Here is a 22,145-nt window from a genome sequence, read left to right as displayed (position 1 = left end):
TGACCACCATGAGTAGCGCGCACGACACGAATCCGGACCCCCGTCCGCCCGCCGCACCGCCTGCCGCACCGGGTGTCGGCAGTGCCGGTGTGCGGGGTGTCTCCAAGCGGTTCGGCCCGGTGCAGGCTCTCAGTGCCGTCACCCTGGACTTTCCCGCCGGTCAGATCACCGCCCTCATGGGCGAGAACGGCGCGGGCAAGTCGACCCTGCTGAAGATCCTCACCGGTGACCACCAGCCCACCGAAGGCCACGTGGTCCTGGACGGCAGGGCCGTCCAGTTCTCCTCGCCGACCGAGGCGCGCCGCGCCGGCATCCGGATCATCCCGCAGGAACCCGAGATCATCCCGCACGTCTCCGTCGCCGAGAACGTCTACGCCGGCTCCCTGCCCCGCACGGCCGCACGACGCCTGGACCGCGCCGAACTGCGCCGGCGTATCACCGCGGACCTGCGACGCTACGGCTTCGACAAGGTCCTCGACCCCGCACTGCTCGGCTCCCGACTCACACCCGCGCAGCGGCAACTGGTGGAGATCCTGCGGGCGCTGACCGGCGACGCGAAGGTCATCGCCTTCGACGAACCCACCTCCTCCCTCTCCGAGCACGAGGTCGAGGCACTGTTCACGCTGATCCGCCGCCTGCGTGACGAGGGCGTCGCCGTCGTCTACGTCTCGCACCGCATGCAGGAGATCTTCCAACTCGCCGACCGCATCGCCGTGCTGCGCGACGGCGCCCTCGCCGGCGTCCAGGACGCCCACGCCACCACCGAGGGCGAACTGGTACGCCTCATGGTGGGCCGCGACCTGTCCACCATGTTCTCCCGTACCCACGTGGCCACCGACCGCCTGGTCCTCGACGTCCAGGGGGTCACCACCGACGCCGTCCACGACGTCAGCCTGCAGATCCGCGCCGGCGAGGTGGTCGGCCTGGCCGGACTCATCGGCGCCGGACGCTCCGAACTCGCCCTCGCCCTGGCCGGCGACCTGCCGATCCACTCCGGCACCGTCACCCTCGACGGACAGCGCCTGCCCCCCGGCAAACCCGGAGCGGTCATCCGTGCCGGCCTGGGCCTGGCCCCCGAGGAGCGCAAGGCCCAGGCCCTGTTCCTGCACCGCTCGATCCGCGACAACACCTCACTCGTCGTGCTGGAGCGCCTGCGCCGCTTTCGCTTCGTGCGCCGCGCCGCCGAGCGCGAACTCGCCCAGGAATACACCGACCGACTGCGAGTACGCACCCCCTCCATCGAACACGAGGTCCGCAAACTCTCCGGCGGCAACCAGCAGAAGGTCGTCCTCGCCCGCTGGCTCGCCCGCAAACCCAAGGTCCTCATCCTGGACGAGCCCACCCGCGGCATCGACGTCGGCGCCAAAGCCGAGATCTACCGCATCATCGCCGACCTCGCCGAAGAAGGCGTCGCCGTGCTCGTCATCTCCTCCGAACTCCCCGAAATCCTCGGACTCGCCGACCGCATCCTCGTCATGCAGAACGGCCGAATCACCGGCGAACTCGACCGCGCCGAGGCCACCGAAGAAGCCATCCTCAACCTGGCCATGGCCGACGACATCGCCCCCGCCCCTGGAGCATCCGCATGAGCACCACGACCACCCGCCCAACCACCGACAGCGGTCCCGAACAGCGCAAGACCCCCAACCCACTGACGATCCTGACCTCCATCGGCGGCCAGAACCTCAGCCTGATCGGCGCCCTCGTCGTCGTTCTCACCCTCTTCGGCGTCCTGAACGACAACTACCTCACCCTCGACAACATGCAGGTCATCGCCGAAGCCGCCACCATCACCGGCCTCCTCGCCGTCGTCCAAACCGTCGTCATCATCTGCGGCGGCCTCGACATCTCCGTCGGCTCCCAAGCAGGCGTCGCCTCCGTCGTCTCCGCCATGGCCTTCACCTCCGCCGGCTCCAACCCCTACGCCGGCATGGCCGCCGCCATCGGCGTCGGCATCCTCATCGGCATCCTCAACGGCGTGATCATCGTCTACGGACGCGTCAACCCCACCATCGCCACCCTCGCCGGCCTCGCCGCCTACAAGGGCCTCGCCCAGCTCATCTCCAACGGCCGCGCCCAGGGCTACGTCCTCAACAACGACGTCTTCGTCTTCCTCGGCCGCGGCAAGATCGCCGGCCTGCCCGTCATGGTCTGGATCCTCATCCTCACCTCCCTCGCCGTCCACCTCCTCCTCAAATACACCGACATCGGCCGCAACATCTACGCCATCGGCGGCAACGACACCGCCGCCCGCCTCGCCGGCATCAACATCAACAAATACCTCATCGCCGTCTACGCCCTCATCGGCACCATCGCCGCCATCGCCGGCATCCTCCTCACCGCCCGCACCGGCTCCGGCCAACCCACCTCCGGCAGCGAAGGCCTCGAACTCAAAGCCATCACCGCCGCCGCCCTCGGTGGCTGCGCCCTGCGCGGCGGCAAGGGCGGCATCGGCGGAACCCTCCTCGCCGTCGCCCTCCTCGGCGCACTCGAGAACGGCCTCACCGTCCAAGGCATCAACTCCTTCTGGCAGAACGTCGCCCAAGGCGCCCTCCTCGTCATCGCCGTCGTCATCCAGCAGCGCCGCACCGGCGAACGCGCCATCGGACTCCCCACCTGACACCACCACGCTGAGCGCCGGCCCGTCCCGCGACGCCGGTCAGCGTCATGCCCTCCGGCCCGGTCGATGGTCGGGCGTGCGGACCAGGCTTCAGGTCGACACGCCCACCGGTGCGGGAACCTCGACCGGTGCGGCGGTGGCGGCGAGGAAGAAGGATGCCCAGGCCGTGGTCGTCGGTGCCGCAGTTGTTGGACACCACTCGCAGCGCATCCGTTCCTTGGGCGTGGAGGGCGTCGATGAGGGCGGTGGGTACACCGCACAGGCCGAATCCGCCGACGGCCAGTGAGGCGCCGTCGCCGATGTCGGCCACGGCCTGGGCCGCGGTCGGGACTGTCTTGTCCATGCGGTCCTCGGAGGATCTTCGGGGGGGTGTGAGGGAGGTAGCCGCCGTCGGCGTCGAGGTATCCGTCCGAGGGGGCGTCGTCGGCGTACAGGGCCACGACGGTGGCGCGGATGCTCCGGCGGAAGGCGCGGTCGGCGTCGTCGAGTGCATCGACGCTCTGCCGGCCGTGGGCCAGAACGGTGAAGCCGCCGCCGGTGAGGCTGTCGAGCAGCGCCGTCCGCCCCTGGTGGGTGACCTTGTACTGCGGGGTGAGGTGCCCGACGTCCGGGGCCCGGTCGCCGTCGGCCGTGCGGCGCAGTACGCCGTCGCCGAGGACGGGCGGCGGGGGTACGGGCAGCACGTGTGTTCCAGGAGATCTTCTGGGTCAGGAACCAGCGCACCCCGGCGAGCTTCATCAACTGGGGGAGCGCGGCGTTGTAGCCGAAGGTGTCCGGCAGCCACATGTCCTGCGTCTCGACGCCGAACTCCTCCAGGTAGAAGCGCTTGCCGTGGACGAACTGACGCGCCAGCGACTCCCCACCGGTGATGTTGGTGTCCGGCTCCACCCACAGGCTCCCGGTCGGCAGGAACTGTCCGGTCGCCGCCTTCTCCCTGACCCGGGCGTAGATCTCCGGACGCTGCTGCTTGAGCCAGGCCAGCTGCTGCGCCTGGGACATGGCGGCCGGAATGCGGTTGCACCGCTACGGCGTCCGGGACGCCTGGCGCCGCACCGCGCTCCGCTGGCACACCGACGGCGAACAGTGGAACTGGGTACCCGCCTCGAACAGCTGCGCCGCCCCGGGTCAGGTGCGCTCTCGCCCGCCGTCGACCGGCCGCACGGGCCGCTCGCCGGCGGGCCGTGAGGCCGGTTCAGGGCAGTCCTCGGGGCTGCGGACCACCCGCTGGTCGCCGTGCTGGACGGCGTAGACGGTGCCACGGCCATGGGCCGTGTTGTTCTGCGAGAAGACGAGTCGCCGGCTCTCGCCGTCGAACTCGGCCACCAGACGGGCGAGGCCCGGGCCCGCGGTGGGATCCTGGCGCAGAAGGGCGGCCAACTCCAGTGCCCAGAAGGCGAAGAGGGCCCGCCGGGCCTCTTCGGAGCGATCCGCGTCGCGGACCAGCTCGGCGTTGCGTTCGAGCTGATCCGCGACGGTGAGCCCCCGGTCGTGGCCCAGGTGGCGGAAGACCGCCAGCGTTCGCTCCTTGACGGAGCGCCACAGGTCGGTGGCCATCGCGCTGACCACCACCGCGGCGCCGGCCTCCGCGAGCGCAACCAGTTCTTGGTCCATGACGTGCGACTCCTTCACGCTCGACGAGTGGTGGTGATGTGCTGGTCGCCGTTCTGGACGGCATAGACGACGCCGTGTCCGGTCGCCCTGTTCGTCATCCGCCACGGCCCCGGGGTGGGCCCGTCCTCGGCGGCGGAGTCGGCGGCGATCGGGTCGGCCGGCTCCGTGGGCTCCGCCGCCGCGCACCCGGCCAGCCGGATCCAGGCCGGGGCGGTGAACTCCTTGTTGCTGACGATCACCCTGCGGAACGTCTCGGGCTCGACTCCGGGACGGCCGTGCTGCACCGTCTCCTCGTGGAAGTGCTCCGAGAGAACCAGCACCGCGACCGTGCTCGGTGGGGCTTCGGCCAAGGCCGTGCGAACCGCCGGTGCGTCGAGCAGCCGGGCGAGTACCTCCAGCGGCCGCCCGACCACCTCCCCGGACGGCCCCAGCCGGACGTCACCGGCGTGCAGGGCCATCCTGACCCGGACCGTGGTCAGTGGACCGGTCAGTCTGTTGTGGGCCCGCAGCCTGACGGCGACCTCGTCGAAGAGGGGGTGGACCAGGGCCGCCTTTCGTACCCCGGGCGGTGCCGTGACCCGCAGGCCGTCGCCCAGATCGTCCACCCGGCAGGCCTCCCAGTCGATCCGGCACCGTTCGAAGGACTCGCGCAGCACCCTCCGGAGCGCCGATCGGATCGCCAGCAGCGCCGGGTCGCCGCGCCCGGCGGAGCGCTCGATGTCCACGGCGACAACCGCGTGATAAGCCGACTCCCACTCCACGTAAATCTCCTGACGGATCGTCGTACGCCGCCGGGCGGTGGCGGCGTCCACCCGGGTGTCCGGACCACGCCGGCCCCGGGCCCGGTTCCCACTGTGCCGTACGGGCGGGCCACGGACCCCATGGGAATACGGGATCTCCGGCCGGACGACGACACCGCGCGGCCCGCCGGCCGCATACTGGTCGCACGGGTGTGACCCACGGGGAGTGCCGCGCCCGCAGTGGAGCGGGGCAGGGGGAGAGCGATGGCATCCAGCGACCGTCCCGGCCGGGGCGAGGGCGTCCCGTCCGGCTGCACCTGGCCGTTGTCGAGCCTGCTCTGCCGGCTGCCCCCGGTCGAACGGGAGCGGCTGCTGGCGCTCGGCACCGAGGTGCGGTACCCGGCCGGCCGGGTCCTGGTGAGGGAGTCGGACACGACGGACTTCCTGCTGGTGCTGCTGGCCGGGGTGGTCAAGGTGACCGGGCGCACCCACGACCACCGGGATGCGCTGCTGGCCGTGCGCATGGGCGGCGACCTGGTCGGCGAGTTCGCCGCCGTGGACGGCAGGCCCCGTTCGGCGACGGTCACCAGCTGCGGCCCGGTCGCCGCCAGAGTGGTGAGCCGACCGGCGTTCCTCGACTGCATGCGGCGCGAACCACGCATCGCGCAGGCCGTCAACGAGTCCATCGTGACCAAGCTGCGGGTCGCGAACGACCGCCGGATCGACTTCACCGGCTGCGACGCCGCGACCCGGCTGGCCCGGGTGATCCACCAGATCGCCCTGACCTACGGGGACCCTGTCGGTGCGGGCGCCGTGATCCGCTGGCCGATCACGCAGCCGGAGCTCGCGACGCTCTCCGGCGCGGCCGAGCCCACGGTGCACAAGGCACTGCGCCGCCTGCGCGAGGCCGGAGCCGTCACCACCGGCTACCGCACGATCCGGGTGGAGAACCTGGAGCTGCTCGAGACCATCGCCTACCCCTGACCCGCGGACGGCACGCCCCCGGGCCCGCCTCTCGGCCGGGGCGTCGTGCACGGGTGCGAAGCAGTGGTGAACAGCGTTGGCGGATACCGTCATTTGACGGGGTCTCGGCAAAACGGTGGTACTAGCCTGGCCAACCAGTGGACCACCGGGTGCAGTTCCGGATTCCGCCGGTCCGCGTGGACGACCGGCGGACGGGCACCTCCCGCGCCGGCAACCGCCCGCGAGGCGGTCCGCCCCGAGAACGGTCGTGCTTCACGGCCGGGAGAGACTGTGGCGATGGAAGAACCGGGCGAGTCCGACGCGAGGACCGCTGCGGACGCCGTGAGCAGGGGGACCGCAGGCCGGACCGGGCCGGGTGGCGGCAACGCCTACCGCCTCGGCATCGAGGGCGACGCCCTCGGGCCGGTCGTGGTCGGTGACCACAACCTGGTGGTGGACGCCCAGCACGGCTCCTCGGTGACCCTCCTAGTGTCGGGTCAGCGTCCCACCCCCGTGCTGCGGGAGCAGGTGGCGCTGCTCCCGCGCCGGCAGCAGGAGCCGCTCGGGCGCGCGGCCGAACTGGCGGACCTGGAACGGGGAGTGCGCGACGGCGGACTGGTGCAGCTCCACGGCCCGTCCGGGAGCGGCACCAGCACCCTGCTGCGCCACGCGGCCCACCGGGCTCCCGCACCGAACGGGCGGGTGTACCTCAACGCGTCCGACCGTGAGGTGGTGGACCTCGCACAGGAGGTCTTCGAAGCCTGCTACGACGCCGTGGGGTACGCTCCGTCGGAGCCCGAGCTGCGGCGTCTCATGGCCGAGGTGCGGGTCACCGTGTACCTCGACAACGCGGACCTGACGCGTGACCAGGTGCTGGCCCTGGCGGATCTGGCCCCGTGCGCGACGTTCGTCCTCGCCTCCCACCGCAGATCGCTGCTGGGCGCGGACGGCACGCTGGTGGAGCTGGCGGGGCTGGACCGGCCGGCCGGGCTGGAACTGTTCGTCCGCGAGCTGCGCCGCCCGCTCGTCGGGGGCGAGCTCGCCGAGGCGACGGCCTTGTGGCAGGCCACACAGGGCCGTCCGCTGTTGCTGCTGCAGGCGGCCGTTCTCGCCCGGCTCCGTTCGGCCGAGGGCGGCACGCTGCCGCTTCCGGGCGAGGTCGCGGAACTGCTTCCCCTGATGCTCGCGGAACTCGACGCATCCTCGGCCGAGGTTCTACGGCTGCTGGCCACCCTGGACGGCGCGGAGCTGGCACCGGACCGCATCGGTGCGATCGTCGAACTGCCCGACGCCGCAGGGGCGTGCGAGCGGTTGGCGGGGCTCGGCCTGCTGCGGGCCGAGCAGTTCGGCTACCGGTGCCCGCCGGACGCCGTGGCGGCGATCCTGGGCCGGGCGTCCGGGCCCTTCCCGGTCGAGCGCATCTGCGAACGGCTCACCGACTGGGTCACCCGGCCGGACACCACCCTCGCCGAAATCGCCCGACACAGCCAGGTGTTCGAGCGGGTGGCCGCGTCGGCAGAGGCGGCCGGGCGACCCGAGCTCGCAGTGCGCCTGATCCGGGCCTCCTCCCCGGCGATGGCCCGCTCGCTCCGCCCCGGGGCCTGGGGCAGGCTGCTGGGTCGAGGCTGGAGCGCCGCCCAACGGGCCGGCGACACGCGCGCCGAGACCTTCTTCGTCCACGAGGAGGGCATTCGCAGTCTGTTGACGGGCCGTCGGGTCATGGCGGCCGTACTGCTGGGCGAGGCGGCCCTGTTGTGGAAGGCGCTGGGTGACCTTCACGGGGCCACCGCCGCACTCAACGCCCAACACGTCGCACCTTCGTTGGCCGGCCCCCTACCGGCCCCGGCCCCCGCCCAGGGCCTGCCGGGGGCCGGCCCCGCCCATGGTGCCACCGCTCACGGCGCCGCGGCGCCGACCGCTCACGGCGTCACGGCGCCGGCCGCCCCGGCTCACGCCGCTCCCACGCATGCGACCGCTGCACATGGTGCGCAGTCGCACTCCGTGGCCTCCCACATGGCGAACCTCTCGCCCGCCCCGTCCCAGGCCGCCACGCCGACGGTTGCGCCGCACGCCGCCGGGCACGGGACGGCACCGGCGGGGCACCAGGCGGCGGCACACGCGGGTCACCAGGCGGCCGGCCACGCCGCAGCCGGTACGTCCGGCGCGGTCAGCGCGGGCACCGGGGCGGCTGCGACCGTCGGCCTGACGGGCGGCAAGGCGTTGCTCGTCACACTGGCCGTGCTGGTTGCCGGAGCGGGCGCGGTCACCTGGACCCTCTCAGCCGGGGACGACACGGTCCGGACGCCCGCCGCGACGGGCGGGGGCAAGGTGCTGCGGGCGCCGTTCGACACGGCGATGGAGGCACTGGCCCAGGCGCCGGGCGTCCGCTACCGGGGCGACTGGAACGTGGAGGAGTACCTCAACGACGTCACGGTGACCGCGCACGGCGAGAAGTTCGGCACCAGCCATCTCTCCGACTCCACCCTGGATTCGGACGAGGACGCCCAGGACATGCTGAGCATCGGAGGCAAGGACTATTCGCGGTGGCACACCTCGGACACCGACCTGCACCTGTGGACCTTCAACGGCATCGGTGACCGTGACAGTGGTGGCGCGAGCCGTCTGGAGGGGGAGATGTCGTTGTACGAGAGCCCGTCCGACCTGGCCGCGCGGTTCTCGCAGGCCCTGGCCGACCAGCCTCGGCTGCCGTCGGCGCAGGACCCGCAGACCACCGACGTCAACGGCGTGCCCGCCCTTCGCGCGGACACCACCGCCGGGTACCTCTACGTCTCCCGGGACGCGCCGTACCGAGTCCTGCGGTGGGAGCCGCCGAGCGCGATGCGCTCGCACCTGACCCCCGGTGCCGAGCTCCCCCGTGCCGTCGAGGCCGGGACCCCGCTGTCGGACGTCTCGTCCATGGACCTGGAGATGGTGGCGCCGGCAGAGGTCGGGCAGGTGTACGACGCCCTGGAGCAGTCCGCCGAGGACCTGGCGACGGCGCGTTACGGCAGCCTGAACTTCGACCGGGGCGCCGACAGCGGTGTGAACTGCGATGCCACCGGGTGCCACGTCACGGAGGAGGTCAGCGCGAAGGTCGACCCCGAGGACACCCCCGTCCAGCGACTCGCGCACGTCAACGTGCTGATGACCGTCGGCTCCTTGGACATCGACGGCCACCCCGCAGGCACCTGCTCCAGCGGGCCGCAGCCGCTGCAGGTCTCCGACAACACCGTCAGCGGCACCCTGACCTGCGACGACCCGGCCGCCGCCGCCGTGTACCAGCAGGTCAGTGCGCGGTACCAGGACCAGGCGAACGCCATCAGCGGGACCAGTACGTACTGGGACCATGCCACCGACATCACGATCGAGGCCCTGGTCCTCACGAACGCCGAGGTCGAGCAACTGCTCGCGAGCGTCCGGCAGGAACGGTCGGCGGCGCAGTGATCGGCGGCGCAGTGATCGGCGGCGCAACCGCCGATCCCGATGCCCGAAGGCCGGCGACTCCCGGCCCCCACCCCCAGCGAGGAGCGTTCATGGCAACCGGATCCGGCGACCGCCACAGTGTCCGCATCGGCGGCGACGCACACGGTCCCGTCGTCGTGGGGCGCGACAACCGCGTCGAGGCGACCTCCGCCCCGCGCGACAACGCTGACGGGCCGTCACCGGACGCTGCCGCCACGCCCTCCGGCGACGCTCAGGGCCCACCGTCCGGGACGAGCACCCAGAACAACACCGCCGGCGGCCACGGCACGCTCTACGCCGTCATGAAGGGCGATCTGCACGTCCACCACGAGGAGGACGGCGAGGACCGCTGAGGCGGGTGCGGACCCGGTGGCCGGCGAGCACCGGTCCGTACCCGCGCTCTCGCCTTCGGACCGGCTGCTGCGCCCGCCTGTCGTGACGGTGCGGGACGGACCGGGGCCCTCCCGGTTCTTCAGGCGTCCGCTGCGGGGACGAGGGTGTTCTCGTTGCTGCGCCCGGCGTCGAAGTCCTCGACGTTGCGCAGGGTGGCGTCGATGATCTGGCCGACGGCGGTGCGGGTGAAGTAGGCCTGGTGGGAGGTGACCAGCACCTGGGGGAAGGTGACCAGCCGGGCCAGCACGTCGTCGTCGATGCCCTCGACGGAGCGGTCGTAGAAGAAGACGCCGGTCTCCTCCTCGTACACGTCCAGGCCGACGCCCGCCAGCCGCCCCGCGCGCAGGGTCTCGACCAGGGCGGCGGTGTCGACCAGGCCGCCGCGGCTGGAGTTGACCAGGATGGCGTCGTCCTTCATCAGCGCGAGCGCGGCGGCGTCGATCAGGTGATGGGTGGCGGGCAGCAGCGGGACGTGCAGGCTGATCAGGTCGCTGCGGGCGAGCAGCTCCTCGCGTTCGACGTACTCCATGCCCAGATCCAGGCAGGCGGGGTTCGGGGTGATGTCCCAGCCGAGCAGGCGGGTGCCGAAGCCGTGGGCGATCCGGGCGAAGCACTCGCCGATCTTGCCGGTGCCGATGACGCCGACGGTCATGCCGTGGATGTCGCGGCCCATCAGCCCGTCGAGGCGGAAGTCGAACTCGCGGGAGCGGTTGGTGGCCCGGGCGAGCCGGCGGTTCACGGCCAGCGCGAGGGTCCAGCCGTGCTCGGCGACCGCGTACGGCGAGTAGTACGAGACCCGGGAGACGGTGAGGCCGAGGTCCCCGGCGGCCCGGAGGTCGATGTTGTTGAAGCCGGTGGAGCGCTGGGCGATCAGCTTGGTGCCGCCGGCGGCGAGTACCGCGAGGGTCTCGGCGTCGAGCTCGTCGTTGACGCTGCTGCTCACCACCGGGTAGCCGGCGGCCAGCGGCGCGGTGTCGTGGTTGAGGAAGACCGCGAGGCTGCGCAGCGGGTAGCGGCCGGTGAAGGCGTCGGCCAGCAGCGGCCGCTCGTCGGCCTGCACTCCGTAGGCGAGGATCTCCATGGCGGGGGTGCCTTCCGGTCGGCGGGGGCTGCTGTTCCGGTCACGCTATCCCGGGCGCCTCGCCCGGCCGGGGAAGGCACGCGCGAGCGCCCCCGCCCCGGGGGGGGGCGAGGGCTCGCGCGGAGCGCGTTGGGCCGGGTCAGATGACCGTCTCGGCCTCGAGGTAGCGCTCGGCGGGGACGGTCTTCAGCTCGGCGACGGCCTCGGCCAGCGGCACCAGGTTGATGTCGGTGCCCTGCAGGGCGGTGATGTGGCCGAAGGCGCCCTTGTGGACGGCCTCCACGGCGTGCCAGCCGAAGCGGGTGGCGAGCACCCGGTCGTAGGCGGTCGGGGTGCCGCCGCGCTGGGTGTGGCCGAGGATGACCGGCTTGGCCTCCTTGCCCAGGCGGTGCTCCAGTTCGCGGGAGAGCTGGTTGGCGACACCGGTGAAGCGCTCGTGGCCGTAGATGTCCTTGACGCCCTCCTCCCAGTGCATGGTGCCGGGCTCGGGCTTGGCACCTTCGGCGCAGACCACGATCGCGAACTTCTTGTTGCGGTCGAAGCGCTCGCGGACGACGGCGGTGAGCCGGTCGATGTGGAAGGGGCGCTCGGGCACCACGATCGCGTGGGCACCGGCGGCCATGCCCGCGTGCAGGGCGATCCAGCCGGTGTGCCGGCCCATCAGCTCGACGACCATCACGCGCTGGTGCGACTCGGCGGTGGTCTTCAGCCGGTCCAGGGCGTCGGTGGCGACCGAGACGGCCGTGTCGAAGCCGAAGGTGACGTCGGTGCAGGCGATGTCGTTGTCGATGGTCTTCGGTACGCCGACCACCGGCAGTCCGCCGTCGCTCATCAGCTTGGCGGCCTTGAGGGTGCCCTCGCCGCCGATCGGGATGACCGCGTCGATCCCGAGGTCGGCGCAGTGCTTCTTGGCCCGCTCGACGCCGTCGCGCAGGTGGCTGGGCTGGACCCGCGAGGAGCCGAGGATCGTCCCGCCCTGGGCGAGGATCCCGCTCACCGAGTCGAGGGTCAGGGGGCGGTGGACACCCTCCAGAAGGCCACGCCAGCCGTCCTGGAAACCGATGATCTCGTCGCCGTGGTCGACCACCCCCCGGTGGACCACGGAGCGGATCACAGCGTTCAGGCCGGGGCAGTCACCACCGCTGGTCAGCACACCAATACGCATTGCTTTGCAACTCCCGAGCAGAACCGAGGAACGGCCGGACTACCAGGCTGGGACCACGCCGTCACCGTAGCGGTTCGCTCCCGCGCCGGGGTGGCGGGGAGATGACCGTGAGGTGAAGCGCTGGTCGGATCGAACATTTCTGCTCGCAACCGACCATGAGGTCGAGCATATAGCGGGCCCCTGTGTCCGGCCGGACAGGAACCGACACGGCAGCGGCGTCGTCGGCGCTCCCGTGATGATGCAGCCGGCTGCCGAGGAGGGTGGTGCGGCCAGCATGCCTATTGTCGTATGTATTCGATGATCTGTGGACCGGGTGCCCGCCATGCGGTCACACCGGTCGCGCGGTGTGCCGGCCGTCACGTCCTGCCGGCTCCGCCGCCCGGGGGCGGTCCGCCCCGCCGTGGGCGCCCGGTGGCGGCGTACGGCGGGACGGACGCGGGGTCACGCGGGCTGGCGGCTGGCGGCGATCCGCTCGGCGCGCAGCGCGTCGTACCAGGTGGTGTCGACCGGGGGCAGGGCGCCCACGTCGAGCGCCAGCTTGATCAGCATGTCCGCGACGGCGGGATTGCGCGCCATCACCGGACCGTGCAGGTAGGTGCCGAAGACGGTGTCCCGCCAGGCGCCCTCGGTACCGTCGCCGGTGCCGTTGCCGCCGCCGACACTCACCGTGGCCAGCGGCGAGACGCCCTGACCGAGGTGGGTGATGCCCTGGTGGTTCTCGAATCCGGTGAGCTGCGGCAGACCCAGGCGCGGGTCCACGTCGGCCAGCACGTCGCCGACGTTGCGGGCGCCCTCGCCGCGGGTGCTCCACACGTCGAGCAGGCCGAGGCCCGGCTCGCGCTCGCCGAGGTCGTTGATGAACTCGTGGCCGAGGATCTGGTAGCCGGCGCAGACCGAGAAGATGATCGCACCGTTCTCGGAGGCGCGGGTCAGCCCGCTGTCCTGGCGCAGCCGCTCGGCGGCCAGTCGCTGCGGGCGGTCCTCGCCACCGCCGATCAGGTAGATGTCGCCGCTGGTGGGCACCGCCTGGTCGGAGCGGACGTCGATCCGGGTCACCGCGATGTTGCGCTGGCGCGCGCGGCGCTCGACGACCAGCGCGTTGCCGCGGTCGCCGTAGGTGCTGAGCAGGTCGGGGTAGACCCAGACCACCCGCAGACTGCTTTCACTCATCCTCGAAGGCCTTCCGTTCGGCCCGGTGCCCGGGCCGCTTCCTGGGGTCGACATCAGCCAGCCACGACCTTCCGGAGCTGCTGGAAAGCGGTGTAGTTGGCGATCGCCTCGATCCGCCCGGGAGGTGCCATCCGAACCGCGTGCTCCAGCGACTCCACCACGTGGAACTGGAGCCCGGCGACCTCCAGGCGCACCGCGAGGTCCAGCTTGCGCTGACCCATCACGAAGACCGGGTGCCCGGCCAGGCGCTCGTAGTCCACGTCCCAGAGCCAGGAGGTGTCGGTGCCGTCGGCGTCCATCGCGTTCACCGAGAGGATCACCGGCGCGGGCGGCCCGTCGATCAGCGAGAAGGTCTCCAGCCAGCCGGCCGGGTTCTTCGCCAGCAGCAGCCTTATGTCGCGGCCCTGGTACTGGACGACGTCGTAGCGGCCGGCCACGGCCGTCACCGCCTGCATCCGCTCCAGCGCGACCTGCGGCGGGACACCGAACACGGCCGCGACGGCGGCCGAGCTGGTGGCGTTGGCCAGGTTGGCGCGCCCGGGCAGCTGGAGCTGGATCGGCCAGGCGCCGCGCTGCGGGTCGACCACGTGGGTGCCCTGCAGGGCCCAGTGCGGGTTGGGCCGGCGGAAGCCGCAGTCCTGGCAGAACCAGTCGTCGCCGGGGCGCTGCATCACGCCGCCGCAGGCGGGGCAGGACCAGGCGTCCTCCTTCCACGCCTGTCCGGCGGCCACCCAGACCACCTTCTTGCAGGAGGACGCGGCCCAGGTCACCAACGGGTCGTCCGCGTTGGCGATGATCACGGCCTCGGAGTCCTTGAGGCCCTCGCGCCACTTCTCGGCCATCATCCGGGTCTCGGCGGCCCGGTCGAGCTGGTCGCGGGACAGGTTGAGCAGGGCGATCGCCTTCGGCCGGGTGTCGCGGGCGACCCCGGCGAGGTACTTCTCGTCGACCTCGATCACGCCGAAGCGCGCGTCGGAGCCGCCCGCCAGCGCGGAGGTGATGCCGGCGGGCATGTTGGCGCCCAGGGCGTTGGAGACCACCGGGCCCGCGGCCCGCAGCGCCTCCGCGATCAGGCGGGTGGTGGTGGTCTTGCCGTTGGTCGCGCTGACCAGGATGACGTCGAGGTGGTCGGCGAGGGTGGCGAGCAGATCGGGGTCGAGCCTGAGAGCGATCTTGCCCCCGATCACCGAACCGCTGCCGCGGCCGGCCTTGCGGGAGACGGCGGCGGCCACCCGGCCGGCGGTGACGGCGATCTTGGCGCGGGCGGGCAGCGAGCCGTCGCGCGCGCCTGTGGCCTCCGTTTCGGTGCCTGCCATGCTCAGTGGTTCCTCCTTGCTGCGGCACCGCTCGTCGGCCGGGATACGGACCGTCGGGCGGCGGGGACGGGGCCAGCCTACCGACTCCGGGCGCCGGTACGGTGCCCCGCACCCGGTGCTGCCTGCCGGGATTACCGGTACGACGGCCTGATGTGTGGTCAGGCGGCCCTGCCGCGCGCCGCGGGGCGGGCTCCCGGCCGGTGCGGCGCGCGCGGAGCGCTCCGCGCCGGCCGGTGGTGCGGGCCGGGCGTTCGAACGGGCTCCGCCCGGTAGGACGGTGCCCACCGGGGTGTCGGTTCCCCGGCCGGCTCCGGGGCGGCGGCCGCACCACCGGAGCCCGGCGGGGCCGGTGATCTGCGTCACTGCCCGGCCCCGGCGGGCTCTGCCGGCCCGGTGCGGTCACCGGGACGTCGACGTGACGCTGCCCCGGGCCCTGGGGGCGCGGGGCAGCGTCGGTCTGTCAGCGGCCGGGTTCCTCGCGGACGGTCGGCCCGGGGCAGCGGCCCGGTGTCAGCGGCCGGCCCAGGGGGCGGGCAGCTCGGCGGTGGCCTCGGCCAGGTGGGCGGTGATCACCAGGGTGCCGTCCTCGACCTGGTAGTCGAGCGGCGCGGAGAGCTTGCGCATGGTGGCGATCAGTCCGGTGTTGGACGCCTGGGTGATCGCGTACACGCTGTCGATCCCGGCCTCCAGGGCCAGCGCGGACATCCGCCGAAGCAGATCCAGCCCGAGGCCCCGGCGCTGCCAGGCGTCCTCGACCAGCACGGCGACCTCGGCGCTGTCGTCGTCCCACATCAGGTGGCCGAGCGCGACGAGCCGGCCGTCCGCGGCCTCGACCGCAAGGGCCTGGCCGTGCCGTTCGTCGAGCAGGTGGTCCAGGTAGCGGGCGGCGTCCGTGACCGGGCCGTGGTAGCGCTTGCGCAGGGTGTCCGGGGAGCAGCGGCCGTGCATGGCCAGCGCGGCCTCCTTGTCGCTCGCGTCCGCCCGGCGGACGGTCAGGTCTGCGCCGGCGGGCATCGTCAGGCGTGCCTTGACCTGCGGCACCCGCGGCCCCAGCAGGGTGTCCAGCTCGACCAGCGCCTGGGCCCGGGCGAACTCGGTCGGGGTGAAGGGCAGGTGCGGGCGGGTCAGCTCGATGAGGTCCCCCGAGGGTGCGGGCAGCCGCATCACATGGCCCTCCAGCCCGGCCGTCGCGCGCCTCCCGGCCCCCGGGAACTGGCGGATGGTGCACCGGCCGAACAGCTGGCGCAGCGCGACGGGCAGCTCGGCGGCGTCCAGCGCGGTACGCGTCGCCAGGGCGAGCACGTGCGTCGGGACGTCCACCAGGTCGTGGGCGTCGGCCGGGTCCGTCCAGATGTCGTGTCCGCCGGCCGAGGCGACCGTACGGGTCAGCTCGGCCCGGGTGAGGCCCAGCGGGGCGCGGACCAGGAACTCGTCGACCGTGCCGGTGGGCAGCGGGTGGGACTGCATCGAGATGATGTTGACCTGCTGCTCGGCGAACGCCGTGCACACCCGCGCCAGGCTGCCGGGGGAGTCCTCGACCGTGGTGCGCACCCGCCACAGCGTGGTCTGCTCGAAGTCGTGCAGCGGGCCGGTCAGCTCCGCCGCGCCCTCACCGGGTGGCGCGGCGGTGTCGGGCGACGGGGGCCCGTGCAGGTGGCGGTGTGCCCACCAGGTGTGGAACAGCGCCGTGGCGAGCAGCATCACCGCGGAGGTGGCCAGCACCACCGGGCCCTCGGGGCCGTGCACGACGATCTTGGCCACCAGGTCGGCGGCGGTGACGGAGAGGAAGACCGCGGCGAGTTCCACGGTGTCCCGACGCCAGCGATGGGTCCGGGCGCCGCGGCGCTGTGCGCGGGAGGTCGTCGGGGCGAGGGATCGGCCGTTCGTCAGATCGTCCATGACTGCATGCTGTCGTGCGGGTGTTTCGTGGTCACGAATCCTCCGTGACCTGTGGGTAAATGTCTCGCCGGACCATTCGCACGCGCACTCGATCATCGACGCCCGGATTCCGCCCGGATTCCGCCCCGTTTCGCGCAGCGGTAATCCGGGCGGGCCGGTGACGGGCGACCGGGCAGGTCAGCGCGCCGCCGAACGCTCCGTCAGCGCGTCTCCCACAGCGCGGACCTCGGCCAGCAGGAGTTCGAGATCGGCCTCCGTCGTGGCCGCGTTGAGCAGACAGGCCCGGAGCATCTCCCGGCCGTCGAGCAGCGCGCCCGTGACGAACACCCGGCCGCGCAGCTGGACCGCCACCGGCAGCTCGCGGTTGACCGCGTTCACCGCCTCCGGTGCCAGGCCGCCGACCCGGTGCCGGAAGGCCACGATCGAGGTCTGCACCGGCGCGAGCAGCTCCAGCTCCGGATCCGCCTCGACCATCTCGCCGAGCCGGCGGGCCAGCGCGGTGCAGCGGGCGATGTCGTCCGAGATGCCCTGCCGGCCCCGGTGCGCGATGGTCGCCCAGACCTTCAGCGAGCGGAACGGACGGGTCTGCTCCATGCCGTACTCGGAGAACCAGCCGAGCTCGCCCGCCGCCTCGTCGCGCAGGTAGGACGGGACGAGGCTGAACGTGCCGCGCAGCTCGTCGGTGTCGCGCACCAGGGCGCAGCCGCAGTCCACCGGCACGCCCAGCCACTTGTGCGGGTCCAGCGCGAGGGAGTCGGCCCGCCCCAGCCCGGCGTAGCGGTGCGCGATCTCGGGGTCGAGCACGCCGAAGGCACCGTACGCACCGTCCACGTGCAGCCACAGCTGCTCCTCGGCGCAGATGTCGGCGATCGGGTCGAAGGCGTCCACCGCGCCGGTGCCGACGGTGCCGGCGGAGGCGACCACCAGGAAGGGCAGCAGGCCCTCGGCGCGGTCGCGGGCAACGGCGGCGCGCAGCTCGGCGACGTCCAGCAGGCCGTCGGGGCCGGTCGCGACCGTCCGCAGGTGCTTGCTGCCCAGGCCCAGCAGCTCGGCGGCCTTGCGGACACAGGAGTGCGTCTCCCCGGTGGCGTACGCGACCAGTGGCGGCATGCCGGCGAGCCCGTCCTCGCGGATGTCCCAGCCGGCCAGGCGAGCGGCGCGGCCCCGCGCGGCGGCCAGGCAGAGGATGGTCGCCATCGAGGTGCCGGAGGTCAGCAGCCCGCCGCCGGCCGGGTGCGGGAAGCCGACCAGCTCGGCGATCCAGCGCACGACGGTGCGCTCGAGGTGGACGTCCGCGTGGTCGCCGCCGGCCGAGCTCGGGTTCATCGCGGAGGCCGCCAGCGTGGCGAGCACGCCGGCCGGCGCGGGGGCGGAGTTGACCCAGCCGAAGAACCGCGGGTTGCCGTTGCCCATCGGGGCCGGCATCACGCCGGCGCCGATGAAGTCGAGCAGGTCGGTCAGCGGCGCGCCGCCCTCGGGCAGCGGTGCCTGCAGCAGGGCCTTGCGATCGGCCGGCTCCATCGGCTGCCAGACCGGGCGGTCCGGCAGTCCGTCGAGGTAGTCGCTGACCAGGTCGGCGGCCGTGTGGGCGGCGGCGCGGAAGTCGTCGGGGGCGGGGCTCATGGTGCTGACTCCAGCAGGTGGGGGCCGGACGGCGCGGCGTCCTCGGCGCACCTGGATGCCACCGATCCTACGGTGCGGCGAACGGCGGCAGGTCCCCGGGCGCCCGGTGGTCGGGTGCCCGGGGACCCGCCGGAACGTGCCTCCGACCAGCGGGTTCCCCGGCCGGGTGGCGCCTTTGCCGTGGAGCCTCGGGGCCGGCCGGCCGCGGGTCGGCGTCGCGTCGGCCGGCGGCGTCAGTCCAGCGTGCCGGAGATCCCGGCGGCGGAGCGGCAGTAGCCCTGCATCTCCTTGTCGGTGATCTTGGCGCAGAGCCGGCCGGCCGCGCCGCCGTCGGTGTAGTTGACGGTGTAGTAGCTGACCAGCCCCTCCGCGCAGGCCTTGCGCTGGGAGGCGTCGGCGGCGGTGGCGCACTGCTGGGCGGCCCAGTCCTCCCGGTCGAGGTTGTACTTCATGGTGCGTGAGCCCACTCCTCGGCTGCAGTCCGTCTCGCCGCCGCTCGCCCTGGCGTTCAGACACCACTTGAGGGCGCCGGCGAAGGCCTCGGGGTGGTTGGCGTAGTCGTGCGAGCTGAGGTAGTAGGTCGGCGCGTAGAAGAAGCAGGCCGACTGGAACAGCGCGGGCTGCTCCGGGCACGGGTACAGCGGCTCGGCGGCGAGCTTGTCGGCCGGCAGGTTCGCCTTGGCCTTCTCGTCCTCCTCGTCCGGGCCGAAGAGCTGCATGAACAGGCCCTCGGAGCACCGGATCCTGTTCGTGTTGGTGGTGAACTCGTTGCACAGGGCGCGGGCGGCCGGGACGTCCTGCTTGGCGACGAACATGGTGCCGTGGCCGACGCCGTGGATGCACGCGCCCTTGTTGGCGGGCGCGCACAGCTTGAGCAGGTCGACCTCGGGCTGCTTGGAGGCGGCCAGCATCTCCTCGACCGCGCCGTGCAGGTATCCGGCCGCGCAGGTCTCGTGCGGGAAGGAGATGACCTTCTGGAAGTCCTCGTTGTAGCGCTTGACCGCCGCGTGCCCGAGTTCGTGCGCGATCGGGTGGCAGAACCGGACGGTGTAGGGCTGAGCCTTGGTGATCCGGTCCAGGTCGGCGAGCGCGACACCGGGATCGGTCCGGTCCATCTCGGTCATCAGCTTGTTCCGCAGTGTGCTGCGCGTCCAGACGGCCGGGTCGCCGGTCGGCGTCGCCGAGACGGCCGCGGACGGGGGCGCCGCGCTGCCGGCCGAGGGCGAGGCTGCCAGTGCGGGCGCTGCGGCGGGCGTCCAGTCGGTGACCGCCACCGACCCGAGGCCCAGGACGCCGAGCAGAAAGGCGGTGAGGATCGCGAAGACTCGCGGTTGCATGACGAGGATCCCCCGGCGGATCGAGACGGACGGTTCGCCCCCATCCTGACGGAACCGGACCGTTGAACCTGGTTTCTGACCGCCGTTCGGGAGATGTCGGCGACGTTATCGCACATCCAGGCGGGCGGACCAAACGCTCGTGGCCCGTGGGGCGCAAGGCCTGCCGGGTCGCCGAGGACCCGCGGGGTCCGCACCGGGCGGAGTGCTCCGAACGGGGTGGGTCGGTGGTGTCGCGCCGGGGCGCCGGGGCCGCCCCGGCGATCTCGTGGCGGTGGCCGCGGTGGCCGCGGTGGCCGGGGTGGCCGGGGTGGCCGGGGTGGCCGGGGTGGCCGGGGTGGCCCGATGCCTCGGCGGCCCGGCGGCCCGGCGGCCCGGTGGCCGTTCGACGCGAGGGATGGAGCCGAAAGTCTGAATATCTGCCCGATTTCGGGCAGAATCTTTGATTGCCGGCGGTTCTCCCGCCTAGGCTCCCCTCTCGTGTCCAGCTCACCGCACCCTCATGAGGACCTGCTCGCCCACCTCACCCGCATCAGCCCGCTCGGGCCGCGGGAGGCCGCGCGGGTCGTCGCGGAGGTGCTGGCGTACTTCTCGGAGGGCACCGAGGAGTACGTCCGCCGACGCCACGGCGAGTTGCAGGCACGCGGCCTCACCAACGAGAAGATCTTCGCCCGGCTGGCGCAGGAGCTGTCCGCCCGCCGGGTGGCGGCACCCGGGCTCTCCGCCCGTCAGCTGCGCCGGATCGTCTACGGCTGAGCCGGCGCCCGCCGGCGCCGCCCCGTTCCGCGGCGGACCTCGGGATCGCGCCGGACCGGCCCCCGTCGGCCCGACCGACGCGGCCCGGCCCGCGGCCGCCCGAACCCCGCCACCGCCCGTACCCGTCTGTACCTGAGAGAAGGAGCCAGCGACCCATGTGCGGAATCGTTGCCTACATCGGCCCCAAGGACGCGACCCCCTTCCTGCTGGAGGGTCTGCAGCGGCTGGAGTACCGCGGCTACGACTCGGCCGGCATCGCGGTGAGCGGCCGCAGCGGCGGCCTGAAGGTGCGCAAGGTCAAGGGCCGGGTCGCCGACCTCGCGGCCGTCGTACCGGCCGCCTTCTCCAAGGGGACGGGCAAGGGCGCCGCCGGCATCGGGCACACCCGCTGGGCCACCCACGGCGCGCCCAGCGACGCCAACGCGCACCCGCACCTGGACAACGCCGAGCGCATCGCGGTCGTCCACAACGGGATCATCGAGAACGCCGACGAACTGCGCGCCAAGCTGACCGTCGACGGGGCCGTCTTCCTCTCGGAGACCGACACCGAGGTGCTCGCCCACCTGATCGCCGCCCACCTCACCGAGGGCACCGAGCTGGAGGACGCCGTCCGCGCCGCACTCGGCAAGGTCGTCGGTACCTACGGCATCGCCGTCCTGGACGCCACCCGGCCCGACCGGATCGTGGTCGCCCGCAACGGCAGCCCGATCGTGCTCGGCATCGGCGAGAAGGAGATGTTCGTCGCCTCGGACGTCTCCGCCCTGGTCCGCTACACCCGCCAGGTCGTCCACCTGGAGGACGGCGAGCTCGCCACGGTCCGCGCCGACGGCTTCCGCACCTTCACCGAGGACGCCCGCACCACGCACCGCCAGCCGTCCACCGTGGACTGGGAGATCGACTCCTACGACACCGCCGGGTTCGAGCACTTCCTGCTCAAGGAGATCCACGAGCAGCCGGGCTCGGTGGAGCGCACCCTCAGCGGACGACTCGACGAGCGCTTCGCCACCGCCCACCTCGGCGGGCTCAACCTGGACGCCCGCGAGCTGCGCGAGATCCGCCGGGTGAAGATCCTCGGCTGCGGCTCGGCCTACTACGCCGGTGAGATGGGCGCCCAGCTGATCGAGGAGCTGGCCCGGATCCCCGCCCACAGCGAGCCCGCCTCCGAGTTCCGCTACCGCAACCCGGTGATCGAGGCCGACACGCTCTACGTCGCGGTCAGCCAGTCCGGCGAGACCTACGACACGCTCGCCGCCGTCCAGGAGATCAAGCGCAAGGGCGGCCGGGTCCTGGGCGTCGTGAACACCGTCGGCAGCGCCATCGCCCGTGAGTGCGACGGCGGGATCTACCTGCACGCCGGGCCCGAGATCTCGGTCGCCTCCACCAAGGCGTTCACCTCCACGGTCGTCGCCTTCGCCCTGCTCGCCCTGCACTTCGGCCGAATCCACGACCTCTCGCCCGCCGACGGGCGGCGCATCGTGGCCGCCCTCAAGGCCCTGCCGGGGCAGATCCGGGAGATCCTGGAGCACGACGAGCACATCGCCGGGCTGGCCCGCGAGTACGCCCACTGCGAGGGCATGATGTTCATCGGGCGCGTCCGCGGCTTCCCGGTCGCCCGCGAGGGCGCGCAGAAGCTCAAGGAGATCAGCTACGTCCACGCCGAGGCGTACCCCGCGAGTGAGCTCAAGCACGGCCCGCTGGCCCTGATCAACCCCGACCTGCCGACCGTCGCCCTGGTGCCGGACGACGAGCTGCTCGACAAGAACCTCACCACCCTCGGCGAGATCAAGGCCCGGGCCGGCCGCGTCCTGGCGGTCGCCCACCGCACCCCCGAGACCAAGCTCGCGGACCACTGCATCCTCGTCCCCAAGAGCGAGCCGGAGCTCGACCCGCTGCTGCTCAACATCCCGCTCCAGCTGTTCGCGTACCACGCGGCGGTCGCCCTCGGCCGGGACGTCGACAAGCCCCGCAACCTGGCCAAGAGCGTCACGGTGGAGTAGCCCCCGGACCGCCGG

The 22,145-nt window shown here is 72.7% G+C and carries 16 protein-coding genes and 2 pseudogenes; 7 read left to right on the top strand and 11 right to left on the bottom strand.

The window, feature by feature from the left end:
* The first annotated feature begins 8 nt into the window (after positions 1 to 8).
* Together OG823_RS04100 and OG823_RS04095 are read left to right on the top strand one after the other, a co-directional pair.
* A complete protein-coding gene (locus OG823_RS04100; protein WP_371477570.1) occupies positions 9 to 1,589 on the top strand; it encodes a sugar ABC transporter ATP-binding protein in 1,581 nt (526 codons plus the stop codon).
* Positions 1,586 to 2,620: an ABC transporter permease gene (locus OG823_RS04095; RefSeq protein WP_371477568.1), complete on the top strand. Its 1,035-nt coding sequence runs from the start codon at positions 1,586 to 1,588 to the stop codon at positions 2,618 to 2,620. The genes OG823_RS04100 and OG823_RS04095 overlap by 4 nt, the downstream gene beginning before the upstream one ends.
* 148 nt (positions 2,621 to 2,768) lie before the next feature.
* Here OG823_RS04095 and OG823_RS04090 read toward each other — a convergent pair.
* From OG823_RS04090 to OG823_RS04075, 4 genes and pseudogenes are all read right to left on the bottom strand, one after another.
* Positions 2,769 to 2,963, bottom strand: a pseudogene (locus tag OG823_RS04090) (CoA-transferase); the annotation flags it as partial.
* 344 nt (positions 2,964 to 3,307) lie between these two features.
* A pseudogene (locus OG823_RS04085) lies at positions 3,308 to 3,622 on the bottom strand (alpha-mannosidase); the annotation flags it as partial.
* 123 nt (positions 3,623 to 3,745) lie between these two features.
* Entirely contained in the window at positions 3,746 to 4,231 is a 486-nt protein-coding gene (locus OG823_RS04080; protein ID WP_371477566.1) for a hypothetical protein, read from the bottom strand.
* A 14-nt stretch (positions 4,232 to 4,245) separates the two neighbouring features.
* Positions 4,246 to 4,992 (bottom strand): hypothetical protein, encoded by a 747-nt coding sequence (locus OG823_RS04075; protein WP_371477565.1) that lies wholly within the window; start codon positions 4,990 to 4,992, stop codon positions 4,246 to 4,248.
* Between the two features lie 243 nt (positions 4,993 to 5,235).
* On the opposite strand from OG823_RS04075, the gene OG823_RS04070 reads away from it, so the two are divergent.
* The 3 genes from OG823_RS04070 to OG823_RS04060 all read left to right on the top strand — a co-directional run bounded on the left by OG823_RS04070 (position 5,236) and on the right by OG823_RS04060 (position 9,749).
* Positions 5,236 to 5,955: a Crp/Fnr family transcriptional regulator gene (locus OG823_RS04070; protein WP_371477563.1), complete on the top strand. Its 720-nt coding sequence runs from the start codon at positions 5,236 to 5,238 to the stop codon at positions 5,953 to 5,955.
* 321 nt (positions 5,956 to 6,276) lie between these two features.
* Entirely contained in the window at positions 6,277 to 9,378 is a 3,102-nt protein-coding gene (locus OG823_RS04065) for a hypothetical protein (protein WP_371477562.1), read from the top strand.
* An 89-nt stretch (positions 9,379 to 9,467) separates the two neighbouring features.
* On the top strand, positions 9,468 to 9,749 hold the full coding sequence (locus OG823_RS04060; protein WP_371477561.1) for a hypothetical protein: 282 nt from the start codon (positions 9,468 to 9,470) through the stop codon (positions 9,747 to 9,749).
* A 119-nt stretch (positions 9,750 to 9,868) separates the two neighbouring features.
* Here OG823_RS04060 and OG823_RS04055 read toward each other — a convergent pair whose 3' ends face one another.
* From OG823_RS04055 to OG823_RS04025, 7 genes are all read right to left on the bottom strand, one after another.
* The gene (locus OG823_RS04055; protein ID WP_371477559.1) at positions 9,869 to 10,870 is read right to left on the bottom strand and encodes a 2-hydroxyacid dehydrogenase; all 1,002 of its coding nucleotides are present in this window, start codon (positions 10,868 to 10,870) and stop codon (positions 9,869 to 9,871) included.
* Between the two features lie 139 nt (positions 10,871 to 11,009).
* Positions 11,010 to 12,035 carry a 6-phosphofructokinase gene (locus tag OG823_RS04050; protein ID WP_371477557.1) on the bottom strand — a complete coding sequence of 342 codons (1,026 nt, stop codon included), beginning with the start codon at positions 12,033 to 12,035 and terminating at the stop codon, positions 11,010 to 11,012.
* Between the two features lie 441 nt (positions 12,036 to 12,476).
* On the bottom strand, positions 12,477 to 13,205 hold the full coding sequence (locus tag OG823_RS04045) for a type 1 glutamine amidotransferase (RefSeq protein WP_371477556.1): 729 nt from the start codon (positions 13,203 to 13,205) through the stop codon (positions 12,477 to 12,479).
* 53 nt (positions 13,206 to 13,258) lie between these two features.
* Positions 13,259 to 14,521: a MurT ligase domain-containing protein gene (locus OG823_RS04040; protein WP_371477555.1), complete on the bottom strand. Its 1,263-nt coding sequence runs from the start codon at positions 14,519 to 14,521 to the stop codon at positions 13,259 to 13,261.
* Between the two features lie 510 nt (positions 14,522 to 15,031).
* The gene (locus tag OG823_RS04035) at positions 15,032 to 16,420 is read right to left on the bottom strand and encodes a GNAT family N-acetyltransferase (protein ID WP_371477554.1); all 1,389 of its coding nucleotides are present in this window, start codon (positions 16,418 to 16,420) and stop codon (positions 15,032 to 15,034) included.
* A gap of 177 nt (positions 16,421 to 16,597) precedes the next feature.
* Complete coding sequence (locus tag OG823_RS04030) at positions 16,598 to 18,043, bottom strand: aspartate aminotransferase family protein (protein ID WP_371477553.1); 1,446 nt, start codon at positions 18,041 to 18,043, stop codon at positions 16,598 to 16,600.
* A 233-nt stretch (positions 18,044 to 18,276) separates the two neighbouring features.
* On the bottom strand, positions 18,277 to 19,380 hold the full coding sequence (locus OG823_RS04025) for a hypothetical protein (protein WP_371477552.1): 1,104 nt from the start codon (positions 19,378 to 19,380) through the stop codon (positions 18,277 to 18,279).
* A gap of 477 nt (positions 19,381 to 19,857) precedes the next feature.
* On the opposite strand from OG823_RS04025, the gene OG823_RS04020 reads away from it, so the two are divergent.
* Both OG823_RS04020 and glmS read left to right on the top strand, forming a co-directional pair.
* Positions 19,858 to 20,133 carry a hypothetical protein gene (locus tag OG823_RS04020; protein ID WP_371477551.1) on the top strand — a complete coding sequence of 92 codons (276 nt, stop codon included), beginning with the start codon at positions 19,858 to 19,860 and terminating at the stop codon, positions 20,131 to 20,133.
* Positions 20,134 to 20,288: 155 nt separating this feature from the next.
* The gene (gene glmS / locus OG823_RS04015) at positions 20,289 to 22,130 is read left to right on the top strand and encodes a glutamine--fructose-6-phosphate transaminase (isomerizing) (protein ID WP_371477550.1); all 1,842 of its coding nucleotides are present in this window, start codon (positions 20,289 to 20,291) and stop codon (positions 22,128 to 22,130) included.
* Positions 22,131 to 22,145 lie beyond the last annotated feature (15 nt).

The organism is Kitasatospora sp. NBC_00315 (assembly GCF_041435095.1).
Classification (GTDB): domain Bacteria; phylum Actinomycetota; class Actinomycetes; order Streptomycetales; family Streptomycetaceae; genus Kitasatospora.
Note: the sequence above shows the minus strand (reverse complement) of the source record. Positions and strands in the feature narration are given on the sequence as shown.

Bases quoted from the DNA above. Each gene is read 5' to 3' on its own strand.
- OG823_RS04100 (WP_371477570.1), top strand. From the start codon at position 9: ATGAGTAGCGCGCACGACACGAATCCGGACCCCCGTCCGCCCGCCGCA.
- OG823_RS04095 (WP_371477568.1), top strand. From the start codon at position 1,586: ATGAGCACCACGACCACCCGCCCAACCACCGACAGCGGTCCCGAACAG.
- OG823_RS04080 (WP_371477566.1), bottom strand. From the start codon at position 4,231: ATGGACCAAGAACTGGTTGCGCTCGCGGAGGCCGGCGCCGCGGTGGTG.
- OG823_RS04070 (WP_371477563.1), top strand. From the start codon at position 5,236: ATGGCATCCAGCGACCGTCCCGGCCGGGGCGAGGGCGTCCCGTCCGGC.
- OG823_RS04060 (WP_371477561.1), top strand. From the start codon at position 9,468: ATGGCAACCGGATCCGGCGACCGCCACAGTGTCCGCATCGGCGGCGAC.
- OG823_RS04055 (WP_371477559.1), bottom strand. From the start codon at position 10,870: ATGGAGATCCTCGCCTACGGAGTGCAGGCCGACGAGCGGCCGCTGCTG.
- OG823_RS04050 (WP_371477557.1), bottom strand. From the start codon at position 12,035: ATGCGTATTGGTGTGCTGACCAGCGGTGGTGACTGCCCCGGCCTGAAC.
- OG823_RS04045 (WP_371477556.1), bottom strand. From the start codon at position 13,205: ATGAGTGAAAGCAGTCTGCGGGTGGTCTGGGTCTACCCCGACCTGCTC.
- OG823_RS04040 (WP_371477555.1), bottom strand. From the start codon at position 14,521: ATGGCAGGCACCGAAACGGAGGCCACAGGCGCGCGCGACGGCTCGCTG.
- OG823_RS04035 (WP_371477554.1), bottom strand. From the start codon at position 16,420: ATGGACGATCTGACGAACGGCCGATCCCTCGCCCCGACGACCTCCCGC.
- OG823_RS04030 (WP_371477553.1), bottom strand. From the start codon at position 18,043: ATGAGCCCCGCCCCCGACGACTTCCGCGCCGCCGCCCACACGGCCGCC.
- OG823_RS04025 (WP_371477552.1), bottom strand. From the start codon at position 19,380: ATGCAACCGCGAGTCTTCGCGATCCTCACCGCCTTTCTGCTCGGCGTC.
- glmS (WP_371477550.1), top strand. From the start codon at position 20,289: ATGTGCGGAATCGTTGCCTACATCGGCCCCAAGGACGCGACCCCCTTC.